This is a genomic window from Actinomadura alba (assembly GCF_014323705.1).
Taxonomy (GTDB): domain Bacteria; phylum Actinomycetota; class Actinomycetes; order Streptosporangiales; family Streptosporangiaceae; genus Actinomadura_C; species Actinomadura_C alba.
This window is the reverse complement of the sequence record NZ_JABVEC010000023.1, coordinates 66,718-84,305: the sequence shown is the minus strand read 5'-3', so window position 1 is coordinate 84,305 and position 17,588 is coordinate 66,718. Positions and strand designations below refer to the sequence as shown.

21 protein-coding genes are annotated in these 17,588 nt (G+C 68.6%); 9 read left to right on the top strand and 12 right to left on the bottom strand.

Annotated elements, in window-relative coordinates; genetic code table 11:
- Positions 1-132 precede the first annotated feature (132 nt).
- Together HKK74_RS26740 and HKK74_RS26735 are read left to right on the top strand one after the other, a co-directional pair.
- Positions 133-2,658 (top strand): alpha/beta fold hydrolase, encoded by a 2,526-nt coding sequence (locus HKK74_RS26740; protein ID WP_187246113.1) that lies wholly within the window; start codon positions 133-135, stop codon positions 2,656-2,658.
- Positions 2,655-3,485: an ABC transporter permease gene (locus HKK74_RS26735; RefSeq protein WP_187246112.1), complete on the top strand. Its 831-nt coding sequence runs from the start codon at positions 2,655-2,657 to the stop codon at positions 3,483-3,485. The genes HKK74_RS26740 and HKK74_RS26735 overlap by 4 nt, the downstream gene beginning before the upstream one ends.
- A gap of 93 nt (positions 3,486-3,578) precedes the next feature.
- Here the strand turns inward: HKK74_RS26735 and HKK74_RS26730 are convergent, their stop codons facing one another.
- The 3 genes from HKK74_RS26730 to HKK74_RS26720 form a co-directional block, all read right to left on the bottom strand.
- A complete protein-coding gene (locus tag HKK74_RS26730) occupies positions 3,579-4,103 on the bottom strand; it encodes an isochorismatase family protein (RefSeq protein ID WP_187246111.1) in 525 nt (174 codons plus the stop codon).
- Positions 4,104-4,289: 186 nt separating this feature from the next.
- Positions 4,290-4,616, bottom strand: a complete 327-nt coding sequence (locus tag HKK74_RS26725) for an ArsR/SmtB family transcription factor (RefSeq protein WP_187246110.1) — start codon at positions 4,614-4,616, stop codon at positions 4,290-4,292.
- A 360-nt stretch (positions 4,617-4,976) separates the two neighbouring features.
- Positions 4,977-5,315: a YciI family protein gene (locus HKK74_RS26720; protein WP_187246109.1), complete on the bottom strand. Its 339-nt coding sequence runs from the start codon at positions 5,313-5,315 to the stop codon at positions 4,977-4,979.
- Between the two features lie 88 nt (positions 5,316-5,403).
- Between HKK74_RS26720 and HKK74_RS26715 the strand changes: the two genes are divergently transcribed.
- Complete coding sequence (locus tag HKK74_RS26715; protein WP_187246108.1) at positions 5,404-5,973, top strand: DUF4240 domain-containing protein; 570 nt, start codon at positions 5,404-5,406, stop codon at positions 5,971-5,973.
- A complete protein-coding gene (locus HKK74_RS26710; RefSeq protein WP_187246107.1) occupies positions 5,970-6,584 on the top strand; it encodes a GNAT family N-acetyltransferase in 615 nt (204 codons plus the stop codon). Before HKK74_RS26715 ends, HKK74_RS26710 begins: the two co-directional genes overlap by 4 nt.
- A gap of 39 nt (positions 6,585-6,623) precedes the next feature.
- Here the strand turns inward: HKK74_RS26710 and HKK74_RS26705 are convergent, their stop codons facing one another.
- Both HKK74_RS26705 and HKK74_RS26700 read right to left on the bottom strand, forming a co-directional pair.
- Positions 6,624-7,493, bottom strand: coding sequence for a M12 family metallopeptidase (locus tag HKK74_RS26705; protein ID WP_187246106.1), 870 nt, complete (start codon positions 7,491-7,493; stop codon positions 6,624-6,626).
- 274 nt (positions 7,494-7,767) lie between these two features.
- Positions 7,768-8,403 carry an NAD(P)-dependent oxidoreductase gene (locus tag HKK74_RS26700; RefSeq protein ID WP_187246105.1) on the bottom strand — a complete coding sequence of 212 codons (636 nt, stop codon included), beginning with the start codon at positions 8,401-8,403 and terminating at the stop codon, positions 7,768-7,770.
- A gap of 99 nt (positions 8,404-8,502) precedes the next feature.
- On the opposite strand from HKK74_RS26700, the gene HKK74_RS26695 reads away from it, so the two are divergent.
- The 4 genes from HKK74_RS26695 to HKK74_RS26680 all read left to right on the top strand — a co-directional run bounded on the left by HKK74_RS26695 (position 8,503) and on the right by HKK74_RS26680 (position 11,641).
- Positions 8,503-8,877, top strand: coding sequence for a winged helix-turn-helix transcriptional regulator (locus tag HKK74_RS26695; protein ID WP_312881792.1), 375 nt, complete (start codon positions 8,503-8,505; stop codon positions 8,875-8,877).
- A gap of 432 nt (positions 8,878-9,309) precedes the next feature.
- Positions 9,310-9,891, top strand: a complete 582-nt coding sequence (locus HKK74_RS26690) for a suppressor of fused domain protein (RefSeq protein WP_187246104.1) — start codon at positions 9,310-9,312, stop codon at positions 9,889-9,891.
- 99 nt (positions 9,892-9,990) lie between these two features.
- Positions 9,991-11,121, top strand: coding sequence for a DUF4190 domain-containing protein (locus HKK74_RS26685; protein WP_187246103.1), 1,131 nt, complete (start codon positions 9,991-9,993; stop codon positions 11,119-11,121).
- Between the two features lie 10 nt (positions 11,122-11,131).
- Positions 11,132-11,641, top strand: coding sequence for a DUF7674 family protein (locus HKK74_RS26680; RefSeq protein WP_187246102.1), 510 nt, complete (start codon positions 11,132-11,134; stop codon positions 11,639-11,641).
- Here the strand turns inward: HKK74_RS26680 and HKK74_RS26675 are convergent.
- The 5 genes from HKK74_RS26675 to msrA all read right to left on the bottom strand — a co-directional run bounded on the left by HKK74_RS26675 (position 11,622) and on the right by msrA (position 14,471).
- Positions 11,622-12,038, bottom strand: a complete 417-nt coding sequence (locus tag HKK74_RS26675) for a PIN domain-containing protein (RefSeq protein ID WP_187246101.1) — start codon at positions 12,036-12,038, stop codon at positions 11,622-11,624. The genes HKK74_RS26680 and HKK74_RS26675 overlap by 20 nt on opposite strands.
- Positions 12,014-12,328 carry a hypothetical protein gene (locus tag HKK74_RS26670; RefSeq protein ID WP_187246100.1) on the bottom strand — a complete coding sequence of 105 codons (315 nt, stop codon included), beginning with the start codon at positions 12,326-12,328 and terminating at the stop codon, positions 12,014-12,016. Before HKK74_RS26670 ends, HKK74_RS26675 begins: the two co-directional genes overlap by 25 nt.
- A 301-nt stretch (positions 12,329-12,629) precedes the next feature.
- Positions 12,630-12,935 (bottom strand): helix-turn-helix domain-containing protein, encoded by a 306-nt coding sequence (locus HKK74_RS26665; RefSeq protein WP_187246099.1) that lies wholly within the window; start codon positions 12,933-12,935, stop codon positions 12,630-12,632.
- Between the two features lie 25 nt (positions 12,936-12,960).
- A complete protein-coding gene (locus tag HKK74_RS26660; protein WP_187246098.1) occupies positions 12,961-13,488 on the bottom strand; it encodes a flavoprotein in 528 nt (175 codons plus the stop codon).
- Between the two features lie 326 nt (positions 13,489-13,814).
- Entirely contained in the window at positions 13,815-14,471 is a 657-nt protein-coding gene (msrA, locus tag HKK74_RS26655) for a peptide-methionine (S)-S-oxide reductase MsrA (RefSeq protein ID WP_187246097.1), read from the bottom strand.
- A gap of 237 nt (positions 14,472-14,708) precedes the next feature.
- Between msrA and rarD the strand changes: the two genes are divergently transcribed.
- A complete protein-coding gene (rarD, locus tag HKK74_RS26650; protein WP_187246163.1) occupies positions 14,709-15,617 on the top strand; it encodes an EamA family transporter RarD in 909 nt (302 codons plus the stop codon).
- 24 nt (positions 15,618-15,641) lie between these two features.
- Here rarD and lysA read toward each other — a convergent pair whose 3' ends face one another.
- Together lysA and HKK74_RS26640 are read right to left on the bottom strand one after the other, a co-directional pair.
- Positions 15,642-16,964 carry a diaminopimelate decarboxylase gene (gene lysA / locus HKK74_RS26645; RefSeq protein WP_187246096.1) on the bottom strand — a complete coding sequence of 441 codons (1,323 nt, stop codon included), beginning with the start codon at positions 16,962-16,964 and terminating at the stop codon, positions 15,642-15,644.
- Positions 16,965-17,121: 157 nt separating this feature from the next.
- Positions 17,122-17,517, bottom strand: coding sequence for an SAV_915 family protein (locus HKK74_RS26640; RefSeq protein ID WP_187246095.1), 396 nt, complete (start codon positions 17,515-17,517; stop codon positions 17,122-17,124).
- Between the last annotated feature and the right edge of the window lie 71 nt (positions 17,518-17,588).

Here is a 17,588-nt window from a genome sequence, read left to right as displayed (position 1 = left end):
CATATGAATCACCATTATGCCGGGATACTCCGCTTGGCGTAGTCCGTTCTACGTCCGGCGGCGGAGCCGATCGAGGGTGATCGCGACCGCGGGGAGGACGAGCGGCGGCCCTTCGCTGCATAGGGTCGTCTCATGGACCTGCGGGGAGCGCTGCGACGGCGCTGGGCCTTCGTCGCCGTGGCGGGCACGCTCGTCGCCGGGGGCGGTATCGGCTGGGGCGTGGCCCGGGACGGCGATCCGCCGGTCCGGGCCGAGGAGCACCGCATCCAGGTCGTCGACGGCCCGCGGGACGACCAGCGCGTCACCCTCGACGCGACGTTCTTCCGGCCGGCCGGCCCACCGGGGGCCAAGGCACCCGCCGTGCTCCTCGCGCACGGCTTCGGCGGCTCCAAGGAGGGCACCCGGGCCGAGGCCCGGGAGCTCGCCCAGGCCGGTTACGCCGTCCTGACCTGGTCGGCGCGCGGCTTCGGCGCCTCCACCGGCGAGATCGCGCTCAACTCGCCCGACTACGAGGTGAAGGACGTACGGCAACTGGTCGACTGGGTGGCCCGCCGGCCCGAGGTGCGCCTCGACGGGCCCGGCGACCCGCGCGTCGGGATCGCGGGCGAGTCCTACGGCGGCGCCATCTCGCTCCTCGCCGCCGGCCACGATCGCCGGGTCGACGCGATAGTCCCGCAGATCACCTGGCACGACCTGGCGGACGCCCTGTTCCCCGGCGGCGGAGCCGCCGGGCCCGAGCACGGCGTCTTCAAGAAACTGTGGGCGGGCATCTTCTTCACCGGCGACTCGGGATCCACAGCCTGTGGACGGTTCCTCCCGGCACTGTGCTCGATGTATCAGAAGGTCGCCGAAACCGGGCGCCCCACCGACGAGGCGGTCCGTACATTGCGCCGGTCGAGCCCGGCGGCCGTGACCGACCGGATCAAGGCGCCGACCCTGCTGATCCAGGGCCAGTCGGACTCGCTGTTCCCGCTCGACCAGGCCGACGCCAACGCGGCCGGCATCGCGCGCGCCGGCACGCCGGTCTCGGTGGTGTGGTTCCAGGGCGGCCACGACGGCGGCGACCCCGAGACCGGCCGGGTCCGCGATCTGGTCCGCGGCTGGTTCGACCGCTGGTTGCGCGACCGGCCCGGCTCGTCTCCAGGCTTCACCGTCACCCGGGCCGGCGGCATCGACTCCTCCACCCAGCAGATCGTCATCGACGCCGCCACGGCCCGGTCCTACCCGGGGCTGAGCGCCCGCGGCCGTACGCTGCCGCTGACCGGCCAAGAGCAGACGGTGCAGAACCCCGCGGGCGGGTCACCGGCGTCGATCTCAGCGCTGCCGGGCCTCGGCGCCCTCGGCAGCCTGGGTGATCTCGGCGGCGGCGGCGCGGCGGCGAACGGCTTGGCCCTCGACATGCCGGGTCAGGCCGCGACGTTCGATACCGCGCCGCTGGCCGAGCCCGTACGGGTGACCGGCGCCCCGAAGGTACGGCTCCGCGTCACGGGCGACCCCGACGCGACACTGTTCGCCAAGCTGTACGACGTCGGCGGAGACGCCGCCACTCCGGCGCGGCGGATCGCCGCACCGGTCCGGGTCGAGAAGGCCGCCGACGGCCGGACGGTCGACGTGTCGCTGCCCGCGCTCGACTACCGCTTCGCCCGCGGCCACCGGATCCGGCTGGTCCTGACCACCACCGACATGGGCTTCGCCGGCCCGGCCAAGCCCGCCGCGTACAAGATCGCAGTGGCCTCCGGCCTCACCGTGCCCGTCGCGCCGGCCCTGCGGATCCCGGCCACGCCGCTGCCAGCCTGGACCTGGCTGATGCCGCTCACCGCGACCGCGATCGCGCTGGTCATCGTGGTGACCGGCCGCCGGCGGCGCACGTCGTACGACGCGTCGCTGGACGACGTGCCACTGGAGATCACCGGGCTGACCAAGGCGTACGCCAGCGGCCACCTGGCCGTGGACGACCTGTCCCTGCGGGTGGAGCGAGGCCAGGTGCTCGGGCTGCTCGGCCCGAACGGAGCGGGAAAGACGACGACTCTGCGCATGCTCATGGGGCTCATCCACCCCGACCAGGGCGAGATCCGGATCTTCGGCCACCGGGTCACGCCCGGCGCGGCGGTGCTGGCCCGGCTCGGTTCGTTCGTCGAGGGCCCGGGCTTCCTGCCGCATCTGTCCGGCCGGGACAACCTGGAGCTGTACTGGCGGGCCACCGGGCGGCCGCGCGACGAGGCGCACACCGACGAGGCACTGCGGATCGCCGATCTCGGCGCCGCCCTCGACCGGCCCGTACGAACGTACTCGCAGGGCATGCGGCAGCGGCTGGCAATCGCGCAGGCCATGCTCGGCCTGCCCGACCTCCTCGTGCTCGACGAGCCCACCAACGGGCTGGATCCGCCGCAGATCCGCGAGATGCGGGCCGTACTGCAGCGCTACGCCTCCGGGCGGCACGGCGAGGACGGGCCCGCAGACGCGGACGGTGGCGGTGGCGGTGGCGGCCGGACCGTCATCGTCTCCAGCCACCTGCTCGCCGAGGTCGAGCAGACGTGCACGCACGTGGTCGTGATGTCGCACGGCCGGAAGGTGGCCGACGGCCCGGTCGCCGAGATCGTCGGCACCGAACGGCGGCTCGAGGACGCGTTCCTCTCGATCATCGGGGAGGGCCGATGAGCTACCAGGCCGGTCGCACGCTGCCGCTCCGCGTCGAGGCCGTCCGCCAGTTCCGGCGGCGCCGTACTCTCGTGGCCTTCGCCATCCTGCTCTTGCTTCCCTGGGTGCTCATGGCCGCCTTCCAGGTCGGCGGCGATCCCGATGGGGACGGGGCGCCGGGACTCGTGACCGTGGCCACGGCGAGCGGGCTCAACTTCACCGCCTTCACGCTGTTCGTGTCGGCGGGCTTCCTGCTCGTGGTGGCGGTGGCGCTCTTCTGCGGTGACACCGTGGCGAGCGAGGCGAACTGGTCCTCACTGCGCTACCTGCTGGCCGCCCCGGTGCCGCGCGCCCGGCTGCTGCGGCAGAAGCTGATCGTGGCGCTGGGCTACGCGACCGCGGCCGTGGTGACGCTGCCGCTAATGGCGCTCGTCGCGGGCACACTCGCGTTCGGCTGGGACGACATGACGCTGCCGACCGGCGGCACGGCCCTGCCCGCCGGCAGCGCGCTGAGCCGCATGACGCTCATGGTCGGTTACGCGCTGGTCAGCCAGCTCGTCGTCGCGGCGCTGGCCTTCCTGCTGTCGGTGACGACGGACTCCCCGCTCGGCGCCGTGGGCGGCGCCGTCGGGCTCGTCATCGTCAGCAACATCCTCGACGCGGTGACCGCGCTGGGCGATTGGCGGCAGTTCCTGCCCTCGCACTGGATGTACGCCTGGATGGACGCCCTGCAGCCCTCCGTCCAGTGGTCCGGCATGGCGAAGGGGACGGCGGTCTCGGTGTCCTACGCGGTGGTCCTGCTCGCGGTGGCCTTCCGGCGGTTCCAGGCGAAGGACGTGGTCTCCTAGTGCTGCGGCCGATCCGGCCGGACCGCACGTGCCGACGCCGGATCCGTGGGCCGTCCAGCACTTGACGATGGTGCTCACCGGCACATGATGCCGTTAGGCGAGGGCGCCGAGCAGTTCGTCGGTCGAGCAGACCGTACCGAGGTGCGGGAAGATCCGCGTGACCGCGAAGGCATGGTCACCGGCGTCCAGGCCGGCCATGGCGTCCTCGACCAGCAGCACCCGGTAGCCGAGCTCGTGGGCCGCGCGCGCCGTCGACTCGACGCTGAAGTTGGTGGCGAGGCCCGCCAGCGCCAGCGTCGTGATGCCTCGCTTGCGCAGTGCCTCGTGCAGGCCGGTCTCGTGGAAGGCTCCCCACGTGTTCTTGGTGATCAGCAGGTCGTCGCCCTGCGGCTCCATCTCGCTGACCAGTTCGCTACCGGGCGGCTGTGACTCGCCGGGCCGCTCGTATCGCACGATGACGACCTGGCCTCCCTTGTCGCGGGATGCCGCTGTCAAGCGCATGCACTGACGTACGACGTCGGCGCCCGTGTGCGGAGCCGTCGCATGGCCCACGATGCGAATCTGAAGATCGATGGCGACAAATGCAGTCTGATGGGGATCAATCGACTCAAGTGCCATATCCGGCGATCCTAATGTGAGAACGGGTCGGCTGTATCTCTACGCTTCCCCGCGCACGACGGCGAGCGCAACCGCCGAGGTAGGCCGTACGCCGGGAACATGAAAGCCGGAAAGACGGGTGTGTCCGGTCGCTGTTCATGCCCGCATCGTCGATCTGTCCGCAGCATCGCTATGCCGCGTGCGTCCCTATGATCGCGTGCCGGTCTCGGTGAGCACCGCGTCGAGGAGGCCGGGGAAGCGCTCGTCCAGATCATCGCGGCGCAGCGACACGTAACGCCGTGGTCCGTCGAGCCGGGTACGCGTGATCCCGGCCTCCCGGAGGATCCGCAGATGGTGAGAGACGGTCGACTTGCTCACCTTGAGCCCACTCACCTGCGACACCTGGCCACAAGTGGCCTCTCCGGTCTCCGCCAGCGCTCGGACGGTCGCGAGCCGGCCACGGTCGGCGAGGGCCGTCAGCACGGTGGCCATGTCGAGCTCCGCCCTCGGCGGCTCGATCAGGGTCTCGCTCATGCCCGGAAGGATAACGCTCGCCGTACTCGCCTCCCCGCAGATGGCACGGTCCGGCCGCCAAGCGGTCCATGTCAGGAGAAACCGGACCGCCCTACCAGTGGCATCGCCAAAGCATGACTGAACCTGGAAGAGGGATTCACAGTGATCTACCGATTAGCGGTTGCCAGAAGCGGGGAAATGATCAGCATGACACGGCAGCAACTCGTCAAACGTCCGCGACCTCCGCGTCAGCCGGCCACGCCGGACCTGCGGAGTCCGTCCGGGCGTGCCCTGCCCTACTGACCACAGCCGCGCCCGGCATCCCGTCGGGCGCGCCCGTCCGACGTGTCGCCGCCCCAGGGCCGTGGCCGGCGACATCGTTCACCGAGGCAGGTCGCCGCGCTCGCTTCCGGCTCGGACGAGGGGCTCGGCGAGAAGATCCGACACCATCGGGTGCATGCGTCCTGGAGCGATGGTCACCACCTGGTAGGCCGCCACTCCGGCCCGTACGAACGGGTCCTCGGCGGCGATGTCCTCCATGTGCGCGCGGTCGACCCCCCGGGCGACGATGACCCCGCCCTCCTCGGCGGGCACCGTCGGGCCGGAGATCAGGAAGATTCCCTGACGGTGGTAGCGCTCGAGGAAGTGGACATGACCGGCCACATGCGGCTCGACCTCGGTCGTGGCGGCGAGGTAGCGCAGAGTCAGAAGATGCAGCATGACTCGCATCATGCCCTCACCGAATGACAGATTCCGGGGTTCCTTCCGTACTCGATCCGAGCCCTCCGGAGTGGCAGAGTTACCTGCCGTGGATACCGAAGATTTCTGGAGTCTCGTCGAGTCCGCGCGCGCGGACGACAAGCCGTTCGACGAAGCGCTGGTCGACCGGCTGGCCCTGCGACCCGAGGAGGCCATCCTCGGGTTCCAGGAGCGGTTCGACGAGTTGAGCGCCGCCATGTACCGCAACGACGTCTGGGCCGCGGCGTACCTCATCGGTGGCGGCTGCTCGGACGACGCCTTCATGGACTTCCGGTCCGGGCTGATCGCGCTGGGCCGCGAATGGTACGAGAAGGCGGCTCGGTCACCGGACAGCCTCGCCGAACATCCGGCCGTGATCGAGGCCGCGGCGGAGTTCGACGACGGTGCGGTGTTCTACGAGGAGGCCGGCTACGCGGCCTCCAACGCGTACGAGCGACTGACCGGCGGGGACGAGGACGCCTTCGACGAGGCCTGGGACCGCCGCCAGGACGGCCGGGAGGACGAGGAGGTCGAGCCCGATATGGGGGAGAACTTCGACTTCGACGATGAAGACGAGATGCGCGAGCGGCTGCCCCGGCTCGCCTCCCTCTACCTCCGACAGCCGGCTCACCGAGCATGACCACTCGTCCCACCGTCCGGCCCTACCGGCCCGAGGATCGCGCGGCGCTGTACGACATCTGCGTGCGGACGGCGCACGAGGGCGGGGACTCCCGGCACATCTACCCCGACCTGGAGCTGATGCCGAGCATCTTCGCCGCACCGTACGCCGAGCTCGAGCCGGAGCTCGCCTTCGTCCTCGACGACGGGGAACGGGCGGTCGGCTACATTCTCGGCACCGCCGACACCGTCGCCTTCGTCGAGCGGTACCGGGAGGTCTGGCTGCCGAAACTGGTCGACCGGTATCCACCTCTCGACCGCGAGCCGCGTACGCCGACCGAGACGATGATCGGCCTCATGCACGACCCGGAGCGCATGGTGCTGCCCGAACTCGCCGGCCATCCGGCCCACCTGCACATCGACCTGCTGCCCGACCATCAGCGCAAGGGCCACGGCCGCCGGTTGATGGACGCCTTTCTCGGCGCGTTGCGGCGCGCGCGGGTGCCCGCCGTCCATCTCGGCATGGTGTCTTCCAACACCGCCGCCAGGGCCTTCTACGACCGCATGGGGTTTCACGAGATCCCGGTCCCGGATTCCGGGCCCATCACCTATCTCGGCCGCGCGACGGGATGATCACGGGGTCCGGCCGGGCGTGGCCGGACGCCCATGTCGTCAGCAGCCGTACATCTGCCGGACCGCGATCAGGTCTGCGCCGCTGAAGCCCGTCTTGGCGTACGGATCGGTCAGCGCCTGGCCGTTCTTCGCGACCAGGGTGTCCAGCCCGTTGGCGGAGAACGCCCTGTTCCCGTAGATCATCACCGAGTTCTGGTCGAAGTCGCCGAGCAACCGATTCCGTTCGGCCGCCACCTTCTGGAACTGGGAGCGATAGGCCGGTGTCACATTCTCCAGGTGAACGTCCACCGAACCGTCCCGGTCGGACCGGTTGTGCTCGTGGTGAAATCCGATGGCGTGCATCAACTCGTGAATGACCGTGCCCAGGTAATTGCAACGGGTGCCGAGCGACAGGTCCTGCTGCCCGCCTCTCATGCCCAGCATCGAATAGCAGCCGGTGCCCGCGAGGATGCGGACGAAGGCGCGCTCATCAGTCCGCGGCACGAATCGTACGCACGTCCCGGCGGTGAAGCCGGCGATGGCCTTCCCGACCATGTCGCGCACGGCCGCCGGCAGGCCCGGATCGAACACGTACGGCACCCTCCCCTTCGGCCACAGCGCCGACGCGTCGCTGACGCCCGCGCCCGAAGGACCTCGCGTGCAAGTGTCGTCCGGCACCCCCTCCGGCCTGGGCGACTCCTTTTCGGGAAGGACACCGGGGAAGTGCAGCCGGCCACCGGCCACGTCGCCGACCCGGCCGAGCGAGATGTCGCCCTCGGTCACGGCTTGACCGTCGATGGCGACGTACGAGATGTCGCGCAGCCGGCCGGCGACGTCCGGCAGCGTCAGCGAGTGAGCAGGCCCGCTCATCTGCTGACGCCAGAGTTCGACGGGCGGCTCATCGCCGGCCCTGGCCGGGGAAATCCCCATTGATGCCACGATCGCGACCGACATCAAGAAATTGATGCGTCTCATTAGAATCCCCCGAATCCGCCCGCGTCATTCACGGGTCTTTTCTGCCGGAGAGCTACCCAGCCGATTCGACCCGGATTCTCGACGCCGTGACTTTCGAAGGCCCGTCCGCCCGGAAAACCGTCACCTTGCGGATTCGATGGCCACCACAGGGCCTGGCCGCCGGTGTCCGGGTAGCGGCGGATATGGCGGGCCACCTGCTCAGCGGGGCCATCGTGAATCTACTCGGCCATCAGGTCGCCTCGATGCCCAGGTGCGTACGGTGGTGCTCGGCGTTGTCGATCTCGTCGAGCACGGCGATCGCGAAGTCGGGATAGGTGATGCGACTGCTCGCCTCGCCTGGAGCCGTACGGTAGCGACCGGTTCGCGCACCTCCATGGTCGAAGTCGCCGGCCGGGCTGAGGACCAGCCAATCCACCGAGGTGTCGGCCCCGCTCAGCACCTCGTTGCCGGCCGCATGGCCCAGAAGGAACCCGCGGTACTCCTGCGGATAACCGGGGGTGTCCATGAGAAGCGTCCCGGATTCGGTCGGCAGGAGCGACGCGAGGCTGACCGAGACCAGCCGACCCACCCCGGCCCGCGACAGCCCGTCGAGCAGCGCGCGGGAGGCGGCGGTGTAGAACACATCGGGCTGCGCGCCGGCGTCGTAGACGGCGCTGATCGAGGCGTCGTGGCCCTGCGCCGCCTCGGCGACGCTCTCGGCGTCCGTGACATCCCCCGCGACCAGTCGTACGCCGTCCGTCGCCAGGCCGCGGTGCGCGGCCGGATCACGCACCACGGCGGTGACCTCGTGTCCCCGCCGCCGGGCCTCCTCGACCGCGGCCCGCCCGGCCCTTCCGCCCGCGCCGAAAACAACGATCTTGCTCATCCGTCCCACCTCACGTCCGGGCCGCTCCGATCGCCGGCCACTCCCGGGACGCTAACCGGGCAGGTGGTTTCCGATCGGATACCGGCTAGCGTGGACCGGGTGACCAAGCCACTCGATCCGGACATGTTCGACCCGGTCTGCCCATCGGACCTGACCCCGATCCGGTTCGGCGACAAGTGGGCCGGGATGATCATTCGCTGCCTGGAGGACGGGCCGCGGCGCTTCTCCGAGCTACGGATCCCTCTGCGGGGCGTCACCGCGAAGGTGCTCACCGGGTCGCTACGAGCGCTGGAGCGGGACGGCCTGATCAGGCGTACGGTGTGCGCCGGGCCGGAACGGCGGGTCGACTACGAGCTGACGCCGCTCGGCCGCAGCCTCCTGGAGCCGATGGCGGCGGCATGCGAGTGGGCCGAGCAGCACTGGGACGAACTGCTCGACGCCCGCGAAGCCTCGTCGCTCGACCGCACGGGCTAGCGGCTCGGCGTTTCCGCGGAAACGTCGTCTGCCGTACTGCGCGAGCGTTTCCGCGGAAACGTTGGGTCGCGGCTCAGTACGAGCGGGCGCGGGTGGCTTCACCCGGATCACAGTGGAGAAGTCGGCGAAGGTCTCCTCGGGCGTCAAGCCACCCCTGCGCATCGACTCCAAGTGCTTCTCCAGGTGGGCGGAGATCACACCCTCACGCAACGGCGCGGGCTCACCTGCCGTTTCGTCCATTTCGGCGGCCGTCCCTGCTTCTTGCCGACCGGTGGCAACGGTTCCAGCGCCGCCCACTGTGCATCCGTCAGATCTCCACGCGCCGCGGATCAAGATCGTCTCATTCCCAAGATCCCCGTCGTTGCCGACCATAGGCTGGACTGCCATCCCGTCGGGCAACCGGCGAATCTCGCAAGCGGCGTGGGAGCGGACATGAATCTGATCGATCACCTTGAAAGTCGACTCGGGCGGATCATGCACGGCTGGAGCTACAATCCCGACGGCCGCCCCATGCCGTTCAGGGTGGCTGAGTGCAGCGGAGGCGAACTCCCCAACGTCAACACGTACGTGACGGTCGGTCTGAGCGAGACCCACCTTCCGTCCCGTGTCTCGGACAAGAGCATCCATCAAGAACTGATGATCTCCGTGCCGTCGGACCAGGCAGACGGCCCGTATCCGGCACTACTGCAGCAGATCGGTTGCCACCTCATCAGAGAAGAGTCGGCCCTCCTTCGAGGCGACGTGGTCGGACCGTACGGCCCCATTCTGGAAGGAAGCCCACTCGAGGCGTTCTATGCCTCCCTGCCGGTCCACCATGACAACGACTTCGCCGTGGTGGAGCCCGACGAGGAAGGGCGAGCGTTCGCGATCGCCCTCACCTGGCTGATACCCATCAGCCGGTCAGAGGCTGATTACGTGGCAAAGCTCGGGTGGGACGCCTTCGAATCCGAACTAGAGCACAAGCAGCCTGATCTCCTCGACCCTCGACGTGCCGAGATGGCACTCGACTTCTGAAACACGCCCAAAGCCTTCTGCTGACTTCGCCGGAAATGGCCACGCGCGCCGGAATAAATCCGTTTTGTTTACCGTCCGGCTCCACTAACGTCTGCCGCCATGACGCAGCCTCCGCCAACTGGTGAGCAACCCAGGTGGACTCCCCCGGACGAGCCCGCTCCCGGACACTCCGATGACCCCAAGTACAGAGCGGCCTCCAGCCGGCCGGGAGACGAGCCGGGGTCCCTCGCGACGCCTCCCGCACCAGTCGCCGCCGACACTGGTGAACAGCCCAAGAAGATCAATGGGTTCGCCATCGCGGCCTTGGCGTTCGGGCTCATCGGCGGGTTCATGTTCTCCATCATCCTTGCGATCGTGGCGCTCGTGCAGATCCGCCGTAACGGGGACGCCGGCCGTGGTCACGCCATCATGGGGCTCGTCGCGGCCGCCGCCTGGCTGGTCGGGGGAATCACCTTCGGAATCGTCGAGCTGAGGGAGGAGTTCCGCGACTCCGACAAGGAGCGCTCCCCCTCGGACACATCGGCTCGGCTGTCCCCTCGCCCGGGAGAGTGCTTCGATCTCCCTGCGGACGAGACGTCGGCAGATATCAAGATCGCGCCATGTGGTGGTCCGCATGACGGACAGGTGATCCTGGCTTTCAAGCTTCCGAACGGCTCTTGGCCCGGTGCGAAGGAAGTCGACCGGCAGGCTTTCGCGGGCTGCGAGGAACGGATGCTCGCGACGTTCAAGACCCGTACACCTGTGGAGAACGCTGAACCGTATGTGCTGATGCCACGGAGACTTGGCTGGCTCGCGGGGGACCGTACGGTCGCATGCGCGCTCGCCACCGACGGCAAGAAGCTCACAGCCCCCATCGCCACCGGGGATCCGGGCAGGAGGGAGTGGTCGGAGCTGGCCGTAAGTGACTGCTTCGACCACGAGGAGTCCGGGAACGCCTCCGTGACCGTCAAGATCGCTCCCTGCACTGGGCCGCACACCTTCCAGGTGACGCACAAGTTCAATCTGCCGGACGGCGGCTGGGCAGGAGACTCCGCGGTGATGAGGAAAGCCGAACTCGGCTGCACCGCCCGCCAGAACGCCCACTTCCGCAAGCACCCGTCCCCGGTGCCGGTCGACGAACTGTACGTCTACCCGGAACAGGAAGCCTGGGAACTGGGCGACCGCGAAGTGGTGTGTTACGTCACCGACGGCGACGGGCGCAAGCTGCGGCGCTCGGTCATGTCCCGCTAGGGCGAGCGTCATGCCCGCGTCGTTGACCTATGAGCGCATCGCTGATCAACTCGTCGCCGAGATTCCCGAGTTCGACGAGCATTTGGAGATGCATCTCTTCAACAACGGAGAGCTCCTACAGCACGTGTTGTTCTGGGATCTCACGAACTGCGTTCTCGACGCTCACCGCCGAGGGCATGGCGAACTTGTTGATCGTTGCTTGGAGTTCCTGCCGCGGGCGCTTGCGTCGTCCGACCGTGATCTCCGGGCGCTGATCGTTACATCCTTCGTCGAAAACGTCGGGCCATGGGATCCGGCCGTTCGGGACTTCATCTCCTCGCGGCCGGAACCTCTGCGCGCGCAAGCAGCGAAAAACTCTGGCGACGGGCCGATTGAACGTCATCGTGAACCGACCAGCTCATTCGGCCGGGGCGATACCGATCGGGCACCTCAGGCCCATGCCACCCAGTCTGTCCTGCTATGTGACAGTGTTGAGGTTCGCGCGTACGACCCCGCAGGAGTCAGATACGGACGACCTTGACTGATTTCCCGCAGAGCGTAGTCATGTCGTCCTCGTCGGAGGTGAGCATGATGACGGGCTTGACCGCTCGCAGAGCCGTAGCGGCGACGATCGCATCGATCGCGTACTTGTGACCGTGAAGTCGAGCGATACGAAGGAGTTCAATCGCACTCATGCTGACTTCCTCGCTGACCGGTTCGACCCGTAGCCGCGAGAGGAACCAGCGGAGGCGATCGGCCTTCACCCGCACGTCCTGGGCCTCCACGGGAGTGATCGCGCTCACCACGACCCGGAAGTCGTTGTCCTGCGCCTCCCGCACCATGCTCGTGACCCGCTGATCCGCCTGGCACCACTTGACCAGGCCCTCACAGTCGAAGAGCAACGTGCCCGCACTCAGCCTGCTCTGTGCCCGCGCCACCCGTCCTCTTCTTCCTGTAGCTCCGGCGAGGACTTGACGCTACGGAACAGCTCGGCGGCCTCATCACGCAGAGCCTGCGGAATCGGACCGGAAGCCACCTCGTTCACCCGAAGAGCCTCCTCCAGAAGATCGCGCTCGATCTGACGCTCAACCGCCGCGTCAATGTAGGACGAAACACCCCGCGCCCCAACCCGCTCCTTGACCGCACGAAGGTTACCCGCCCGCAGCGAGACGCTCACCTTCACCGCCGGCCCACCGCCCGGAGCGAACACATCCTCTTGTGCACCCATGCAGCGAAGTTTACTACTAGAAGTAGTAAACCTGCCAGCCGTGGAGCGAACAATCTCGGCTACGGATCGAGATCGCCGGTACAGGCCGTGGCCTCGGACGAAGGCGCGGGATGACCAGGCACAGAATCCGTTCGGGGATGCATGGGCCGGGCCCCTGGTTCAACGCGGTCACACTTGGCCGCTTCCATCACATCGCTCGCACGGCACGCACACCGTGGGGCCTTCTACCGTTGTCAGCCCCGACCAGCCCCCGTTGCCGAACATCAGGGAATCGACTCGACCTCCATTGCCCGAACAACGATCACAAGGCTTGGGAAGGGCGTAGGCCAAGAGCAACCACTGCTATGGCGTCCCGGATCGCCGTCGCCGCCTGATACTTCGCCATGTTCACGCCTGTGTTCTCGCTGGTGAGCTGACTGATGTCCACATCGAGCACTTCGGCTAGGCGCAGGAGGACCGCGTGGCTATCGATCGACCGGCGGCCCCGTTCGACCTGGCTCAGCCAGCTTTCCGACCGGCCAACCAGTCCGGCCACCACGACTTGAGAGAGGCCGCGCCGCCGACGTTGCCTGGCGATCCGCTGTCCGATCTCCGCGCGAGCGTCCAAGGCCCGTGATCCTCTCCGCCGGGGGTCATCCGCCGAGGATGGAGTGAAGCTCCTTCAGAACCTCTTCCCAGCGTGGCATGCGCGCATCCGCAGGCGCAGCGGGATCGAACATGACCTGGACCCCCATCGACCGCAGCGTCTGCAAGTTCCGATCGAAGACCACATGACGGGCCAGCGCTTCTTTCAGCAACGGAACGGCCAGAATCGGCACGCCGAAGCCCATCAATTCGCACAGCAGACCGACCGCGAAGGTATCGGTGATCCCCGTCGCCCATTTGTTGATCGTGTTGAACGTCGCTGGAGCTACGACTACCGCGTCGGCGCTCGGGAGAGCGTTGGACTCGCTCGGCATTCGGAACTCGCTGCGCACCGGCTCACCGGTCACCGCCGCCAGCCGCTCGGCGTCCAAGAACCGCAGTCCCAACGGAGAAGCGATCACGCATACCCGCCAGCCGGCGGACTGCGCCAACCGGACCAAGATCTCCGCATCCGCCGCCGGAGGCGCAGCACAGGTCACCAGATAGAGGACTCCCCGTCCGTTGCCGTCCACCATGCATCAAGGCTAGTCACGATCCCTGGCCTGGCCCGGGTCATTGAGGATGAGATCCGCTATCCGGACCAGCCGCACGACATACTCGTGGCCTTCCCCGGCCCGAAGCTTTGGAAGGAGGTCACGGAGGTCGCGAGCGCACTTATCCACCACGACAAGGTCATGGCCGTTCAACCGGCCGTCCACGTAGCCGCTTATGCACCCAGCCAAACTGGCATCGAGCAGCGCTACGGGCTCCCCGTGGATCTCCAACCATCTGAGGTCATCAGGGAACGTCAGCCCACGGTGTTCCGCCCACAGGACCGAAACGTCATCGTGAACCGACCAGGTCACTCGGCCGGGGCGATGCCGATCGGGCAGCTCAGGCCGGTGCCGCCGATGCCGCAGTAGCCGTTCGGGTTCTTGGCGTCGGACAGGTACTGCTGGTGGTACTCCTCGGCGAAGTAGAACTCGTCGGCCGGGACGATCTCGGTGGTGATGGGCCCATGGCCGTGCGAGGTGAGGACCTCCTGGTAGGCGTCCCTGGAGGTCTCGGCGGCCTTCTGCTGCTCGGCCGACCGGTGGTGGATCGCCGAGCGGTACTGCGTGCCGACGTCGTTGCCCTGCCGCATGCCCTGGGTGGGGTCGTGTCCCTCCCAGAAGACCTTGAGCAGTTCCTCGTAGGAGATCTGGGCCGGGTCGAAAACGACGCGCACCATCTCGGTATGGCCGGTCAGCCCGGAGCAGACCTCTTCGTACGTGGGGTTCGGCGTGTAGCCGCCCGCGTAACCGACCGCGGTGGAGAGCACTCCCGGGGTCTGCCAGAAGATGCGCTCGGCACCCCAGAAACAGCCCATCGCGAACTCGGCGACCTCGGCGCCGTCAGGGTAGGGCGGTGCCACGGGGCCGCCGAGGACCTCGTGGCGGGGCGGCACCGGCATGGGGACGTCGCGCCCCGGCAGCGCCTGCTCTGATGAGACCATCTGCGTCTTCGCGAATCCGAACACGTTGCCCAGGCTAACCCGTGGGTCCGGCCGATGGGTACGCACTGACGCGCGGACGCGTGTCGAAGCCCGTTCAGTGTCGGCGTACGCACCACCGCGAGCGCCCGGGGACGTGCTTTCGCCGACACCGAACAACGCTCGGCCACGGCCATTTCCTGAAGCAGTGCTTGACATTACCGTTAAGCATTATGACTAATTACCTGCTGATATCATCCACTGGTGACGGATTTGCGCAAGGGAATGATCTTCGGAATCGCGGCCTATGCCATGTGGGGATTGTTCCCGCTGTACTGGCCGTTGCTGAAGCCGGCCGAGGCGTCCGAGATCCTCGCCCATCGCATTCTGTGGTCGCTCTTCGCCGTCGTCGCGATCCTCGCCGTACGGCGGCACTGGTCATGGGTGCGCTCACTCACCCTCAAGCAGGTCGGGTTGCTGGCCCTGGCCGCCATGGTCATCTCCGTCAACTGGGGGATGTACATCTACGGCGTCAACTCCGGGCACACCATCGAGACCTCGCTGGGCTACTTCATCAATCCCCTCATCAGCGTCGTGCTCGGCGTCGTCGTGTTCCAGGAGCGGCTGCGTCGCATGCAGTGGGCCGCCATCGCCCTGGGCGCGGCCGCGGTCATCGTGCTGACGGCCGACTACGGCCGGCTGCCGTGGATCGCGCTCACGCTCGCGTGCTCGTTCGGCACGTACGGCCTGCTCAAGAAGTTCGCGAACACGCCGTCGGCCGAGAGCCTCACGGTCGAGACCAGCGTGCTGCTGCTGCCCGCACTGGCCTTCACTCTCATGCTGCACTCCCACGGCGACGCGACGTTCGGGAACGCCGGGGCGGCGCAGGCGCTGCTGCTGGTCGGCGGGGGCGTGATCACGGCTGTTCCGCTCATGTTGTTCAACGCCTCAGCCATCCGGTTGCCGATGACCACGGTCGGGCTGCTGCAGTACCTCGCGCCGACCCTGCAGTTCCTCATCGGACTGCTGGTGCAGCACGAGCAGATGCCCGCCAGCCGCTGGATCGGCTTCCTGCTGGTCTGGGTCGCGCTGGTCATCCTGACGTACGACGGCGTGCGCGGTTCCCGTCGGCAGCGGCGGCAGGTCGTTCCCGCGGTGACGCCGGAGCCGGTCGCCTCGCTGCCCCGGTCGTGATCGGACGAGGCCGGAGATGACCCGTCAGCCGACGTCACGGCGGAGCAGGTCGCTCTCGGTCTCGCGACGGATCAGCAGCCGGCCGTTTCCGCCGGCGACACCGACGACCGGCGGGCGCCGTACCAGGTTGTAGTTGGACGACATCGAGTGGTGGTAGGCGCCCGTGCAGGGCACCGCCAGCAGGTCTCCGGGCCGCACGTCGGCCGGCAGCAGCGCGTCCCTGGCGATCACGTCGCCCGCCTCGCAGTGCCGCCCGACGACGGTCGTCGCGCGTTCGGCCGCGGTCGCCCGGCGGCCGACCAGCCGCACCGTGTAGTTCGCCCCGTACAGGCTCGGCCGGGGGTTGTCGCTCATGCCGCCGTCGACGGTCACGAAGACCCGCCCGGACAGCCCGCGCTTGACGCCGAGCACGCGGTACACCGTGACCCCGGCGCGGGCGCTGATCGCGCGGCCCGGCTCGACCGTCACCTGGGGCACCGGCAACCGGTACGACGCGCAGGCGGAGCGCACGGCGGCCATGAGCCGCTCGCCGACCGCCGCGGGAGAGATCTCCGCGTCGCCGGAGAGGTACGGGACCGCGAATCCACCGCCGAGGTCCAGCTGGGGCAGCGTGACGCCGTGCTCGTCGCGGATGGTCGCCATGAGGTCGACGACCCGCACCGCGGCGCGCTCGAACAGCTCGATGCTCGTGATCTGCGAGCCGATGTGGCAGTGCAGGCCGACCGGTTCGAACCCGCGCTGTCCGATCACCCGCCGCACCGCCTCGGCGGCGGCACCCGAGGCGATCGAGAAGCCGAACTTCTGGTCCTCCGTGCCGGTCGTCATGGCCGGGTGCGAACCACCGTCCACGCCGGGAATGACACGGATCAGCAGCCGCTGCGGCGCGGCGCGGCGGCCCAGCGCCGCGAGCCGGCTGATCTCGGCCGTCGAGTCCACCACGATGCGGCCCACGCCGTAGTCCATCGCCGCCCTGAGGTCCTCGGGCGTCTTGGCGTTGCCGTGCATGACGATCCGCTTCGCCGGGAAGCCGGCCGCCCGCGCCACCGCGAGTTCTCCCGCGGAGCAGACGTCGAGCGACAGCCCCTCCTCGGCGATCCACCGGGCCATCGCCCGGCACAGGAAGGCCTTGCCCGCGTAGACGACCTCACCGCCCGCGAACGCCGCCTTGAAGGCACGGCAGCGCTGCCGCACGTCGGTCTCGTCGACGACGTGGAGGGGAGTGCCGTAACGGTCGGCCAACCTCGCCAGCGGGATCCCGCCGACCGAGATGTCGTCGCCGTCCAGATCGTGGGCGGTCGCGGGCCAGATCGCGTGGTCGATATCCGCCCGCCGTGTACTGAGAAGCATGTCAATTCCCCCTGCGGATCCGGGCGTGCGCCCGCACCCGCGCGCTGAGACTCATCTGAAGACCGTCAGGAGCAGAGTGATCAGTACGGCGGCCGCGAGGACCCACAACACCCCGGTGATCCCCGGGGCGAGGAACCGCCCGCCGCCGCGGCCCTGCTCATCCATGGCGTGCGGCCGGGACGCCCACGGGCACGAAAGCCGCCGAACCCTCACCCGGCCCGGCGTGGTCGGCGGCCGGCGCGGCCGGGCGGCGCAGGTCGGTGCGCGTCACCTGCGGCGGTACGACGCCCGCGGGGTCGGCCGGGATCCGCGGGACCATCACCTCGGGGTCGACCTGGATCCGGGCCACGCCGAGCGGCCTCAGCAGGTGCCGTAGTGCGGCCTCATGCAGGCGCACCCAGGCCTGGTCGCCGCCGAGGACCTGCCGCAGCCTCGAGACCGACGTGAACGCGATGCCCACCCGCCCCTCGCCCGCGAGCCGTGCCGTCCGCACGGCGAACGTGCCGCCAGAGGCGGTACGTACCGGCACGACGAGAAGATCCGGGGATGCCATGCTCTGAGCCCTCATTTCCTGGTCCCTGCCTGCCGCGATGGCGGCTGACTCTCTTCACGCTAGGGTCGAAC

Coding starts and splice junctions, on each gene's coding strand:
- HKK74_RS26740 (WP_187246113.1), top strand. CDS start 133: ATGGACCTGCGGGGAGCGCTGCGACGGCGCTGGGCCTTCGTCGCCGTG.
- HKK74_RS26735 (WP_187246112.1), top strand. CDS start 2,655: ATGAGCTACCAGGCCGGTCGCACGCTGCCGCTCCGCGTCGAGGCCGTC.
- HKK74_RS26730 (WP_187246111.1), bottom strand. CDS start 4,103: ATGGCACTTGAGTCGATTGATCCCCATCAGACTGCATTTGTCGCCATC.
- HKK74_RS26725 (WP_187246110.1), bottom strand. CDS start 4,616: ATGAGCGAGACCCTGATCGAGCCGCCGAGGGCGGAGCTCGACATGGCC.
- HKK74_RS26720 (WP_187246109.1), bottom strand. CDS start 5,315: ATGCTGCATCTTCTGACTCTGCGCTACCTCGCCGCCACGACCGAGGTC.
- HKK74_RS26710 (WP_187246107.1), top strand. CDS start 5,970: ATGACCACTCGTCCCACCGTCCGGCCCTACCGGCCCGAGGATCGCGCG.
- HKK74_RS26705 (WP_187246106.1), bottom strand. CDS start 7,493: ATGGGGATTTCCCCGGCCAGGGCCGGCGATGAGCCGCCCGTCGAACTC.
- HKK74_RS26700 (WP_187246105.1), bottom strand. CDS start 8,403: ATGAGCAAGATCGTTGTTTTCGGCGCGGGCGGAAGGGCCGGGCGGGCC.
- HKK74_RS26690 (WP_187246104.1), top strand. CDS start 9,310: ATGAATCTGATCGATCACCTTGAAAGTCGACTCGGGCGGATCATGCAC.
- HKK74_RS26685 (WP_187246103.1), top strand. CDS start 9,991: ATGACGCAGCCTCCGCCAACTGGTGAGCAACCCAGGTGGACTCCCCCG.
- HKK74_RS26680 (WP_187246102.1), top strand. CDS start 11,132: ATGCCCGCGTCGTTGACCTATGAGCGCATCGCTGATCAACTCGTCGCC.
- HKK74_RS26670 (WP_187246100.1), bottom strand. CDS start 12,328: ATGGGTGCACAAGAGGATGTGTTCGCTCCGGGCGGTGGGCCGGCGGTG.
- HKK74_RS26660 (WP_187246098.1), bottom strand. CDS start 13,488: ATGGTGGACGGCAACGGACGGGGAGTCCTCTATCTGGTGACCTGTGCT.
- rarD (WP_187246163.1), top strand. CDS start 14,709: ATGATCTTCGGAATCGCGGCCTATGCCATGTGGGGATTGTTCCCGCTG.
- lysA (WP_187246096.1), bottom strand. CDS start 16,964: ATGCTTCTCAGTACACGGCGGGCGGATATCGACCACGCGATCTGGCCC.
- HKK74_RS26640 (WP_187246095.1), bottom strand. CDS start 17,517: ATGGCATCCCCGGATCTTCTCGTCGTGCCGGTACGTACCGCCTCTGGC.